Here is a 2,776-nt window from a genome sequence, read left to right as displayed (position 1 = left end):
CGGGTACACGGAGGCGGGCTACCGGGCGATGGGCCTCACCGGGTGGGGCGCGGTGTGGCCGGTCTTCCTGAGCCTGTTCACCGAGGCGCTGGCGCTGCTCACGATCGGGCTGGTCCGCCCGTGGGGCACGGTGCCGCCGCGCTGGGTGCCGTTCTTCGGCGGCCGCCCGGTCCGCCCGCGTGCGGTGGTGCTCGCGGCCTCGCTCGGCGCCGTCGGCCTGGCCCTGCTGTGGACGCCGTTCGTCGGCTGGTGGGCCCTGCCGGGTACGGGCATGACCCCGCTCGGCCACACCCTGGTCGGCTTCCTCTACCTGCCGACCGTCGCCTGGGCGCCGCTGCTGGCGGCCGTCACCGTGTCGTACCACCGCCGCCACCGGGCGCCGTCGGCGGCGACGACGCTCCCGCGGACGGCCTGAAGCACAGCCGGGCAGGCATGTGACGCGGATCACGGCAGCGCCCGGGGCCCGTCGGACAGGACCGGGTGTGGAGCAATCGATACGGGCGCGGATCCGCGCCGGGGACGCCGAGGCGTTCGGGCAGGTCTTCGAGGATCACGCCCGGGCGGTGTACCGGCACGCCGTACGGATGACCGGGGACCGGACCGTCGCCGAGGACATGGTCTCGCTGACCTTCCTGGAGGCCTGGCGGCTGCGCGCCCGGATCGCCCCCGAGCGGGAGGACGGCGCGGAGAGCCTGGCGCCGTGGCTGCTGGGCATCGCCGGGAACGTCATCCGCAACACCCGCCGGGCGGCCCGCCGGCACCAGAAGGCGATGGCCAAGCTGCCGCCGCGCGAGGTGGTGCCGGACTTCTCCGGCGAGCTGGCGGGCCGGATCGCCGACGCCGAGGAACTGGCCGCCGCGAAGGCCGCGTTGGAGCGGCTGCGGCCGGCCGAGCGGGAGGTCTTCGCGCTGTACGTGTGGGAGGGGCTGGACCACGCGGCCGTCGCCGAGGCGCTCGGCCGCCCGGTGGGTACGGTCCGCTCCCGGCTCTCGCGTGCCCGCGCCCGGCTGCGGGAGCTGACCGAGCGGGAGCTGGCCGCGGCGCGTTCGGCGCGGGCGGAGCAGCCGGGCACGCCGCCGCCGGGGCAGCGGGCGGGCCACCGGGCGGCGGAGACCGCGCAACGCCCGGGCAGCACCGGACAGGTACCAGGTGACCGCACCCCCGCGGTCCGGCCGACCAAGGAGACGATCCGATGAGCGCCACCCCCCGGCACCGGTCCGAACAGGCCGATCGGGAGGAGCTGGCCCGGCTGCTGCCGGCCCCGGCCGCTCCGGTCCTCCCCCGGAGCCGCCACCTCCTGCTCAAGGAGCACCTGTTGGACAGCATCACCGACCCGGACGGCACCCCCGACACCCCTCGGCGCACCGCCCCCCGGCGCACCACCCGTCGGCGCGGCCTGCTCCTGGGCGCCGCCCTCCCGCTGGGGCTGGCCGCCGCGCTGACCGGGGTCCTGCTCACCACCGGCACCGACGGCTCCGCCCCCGGCGGCGACGACAGCGGACGGTCGCTGGGCAGCAGCAGCGGTGTCGCGTACACCCTGGAGAGCGAGGAGGAGGTGGTCCGGCTGACCATCCTCGAGGACTACAAGCCGGTGGACGTGGACCAGTTGCAGCGCGACATCGACCGGTTCGGGATCCGCGCCCGGGTCTACCCCGGCGAGCCGGGCTGCAAGGCCCGCGAGCCGAAGCAGCCCTCCCACGTGGACCTCACCGCCGGGTGGGACATCGAGCACGGGCCCGGGGAGCCGCTCGTGCTGACCGTCCACCCCCGTCGGCTCCCGGCGGGCACGGAGATCTTCATCTACCTGCCGCTGGCCAGGACTTCGCCGGCCAACAGCTCCCGCGAGATGCAGGCCGGACTGATGAAGTCCCCGGGCCCTTCCTGCATGCCGGCCAAGGAATACGTCAACCCGCTGGCGAGCCTGTACCCGACCCCGCCGGCGAAATGACCCGGCCCGGCCCGTAGGCACCCGCCCCCTTCCGTGGAACCAGTCGGACTACATATGCAGTCCAACGACATATACAGTCGTCCGACAGTCGACAGAAGGGGGCGCGCCCATGCCACCCCGCACCACGACCCGGCCGAACCCGACCCGGCCCGACCCGACTCCGCTCGCCACCGGTCGAAGCACCGCCCGAACCGCCGTGCGTGCCACAGCCGCCACCGTCCGCGCCGCCGTCGTCCGGACCGCCGCCACCCGGCCCGCCGTCGTGCTGCTCGTCGGCTACCTGGCCGAGCTGCTGTTCCGTCTCGTCCTCGTCCGGTCCATGGACTTCCCGTCCGTCCACCCCGACGAGGACTCCTACCTCGCCGAGGCCCGGGTGCTGGCCGGCGGCTCGGCGACCGAGATCCCGGTCGGCGTGGTCATCCCCGGCGGCTACCCCCTGCTGATCTCCCCCGCGCTGCGCCTGGCCGACGACCCGACGACCGCCTACCACCTGGTCATGGGCGTCAACGCCGCCGTCAACGCCCTGGTCTTCCCGCTCGCCCACGTCGCGCTGCGCCGCCTCGGTCTGGACCGCCGCCTCTCGTACGCCTTCGCCGCCGCGACCGCGCTGCTGCCGCCGGTGGTCTTCTACTCGCAGTTCGTGCTGACCGACGCCGTCCTGCCCGTCCTGGTGCTCGCCTGGCTGCTCTGCCTGCACGGCTGGCTCGCCGACGGCCCGCCGCGGCGCCGCACCTGGCACGCCGTCGGGGCGGGGGCGTCGGCCGGCTACGCGATGGCGGTGCACGACCGCGGCGGCGTGGTGGTGGCGCTGACCGCCGCCGTCCTGCT

Annotated in this window: 4 protein-coding genes; all 4 read left to right on the top strand. The window is 75.4% G+C overall.

The features are described from left to right. The coding region (locus AE652_RS38820) for a hypothetical protein (protein ID WP_049660181.1) at positions 1-415 on the top strand (415 nt) is incomplete at its 5' end. 67 nt (positions 416-482) lie between these two features. Then, positions 483-1,196 carry an RNA polymerase sigma factor gene (locus AE652_RS38815; protein WP_049660180.1) on the top strand — a complete coding sequence of 238 codons (714 nt, stop codon included), beginning with the start codon at positions 483-485 and terminating at the stop codon, positions 1,194-1,196. Continuing rightward, entirely contained in the window at positions 1,193-1,948 is a 756-nt protein-coding gene (locus tag AE652_RS38810; protein WP_049660178.1) for a hypothetical protein, read from the top strand. Before AE652_RS38815 ends, AE652_RS38810 begins: the two co-directional genes overlap by 4 nt. Positions 1,949-2,144: 196 nt before the next feature. Then, on the top strand, positions 2,145-2,776 hold a 632-nt coding region (locus tag AE652_RS38805), incomplete at its 3' end, for a phospholipid carrier-dependent glycosyltransferase (RefSeq protein WP_159028692.1).

This window comes from Kitasatospora sp. MY 5-36, from assembly GCF_001182915.1.
In the GTDB taxonomy this organism is placed as follows: Bacteria; Actinomycetota; Actinomycetes; order Streptomycetales; family Streptomycetaceae; genus Kitasatospora.
This window is presented reverse-complemented; position numbering and strand designations above follow the sequence as displayed.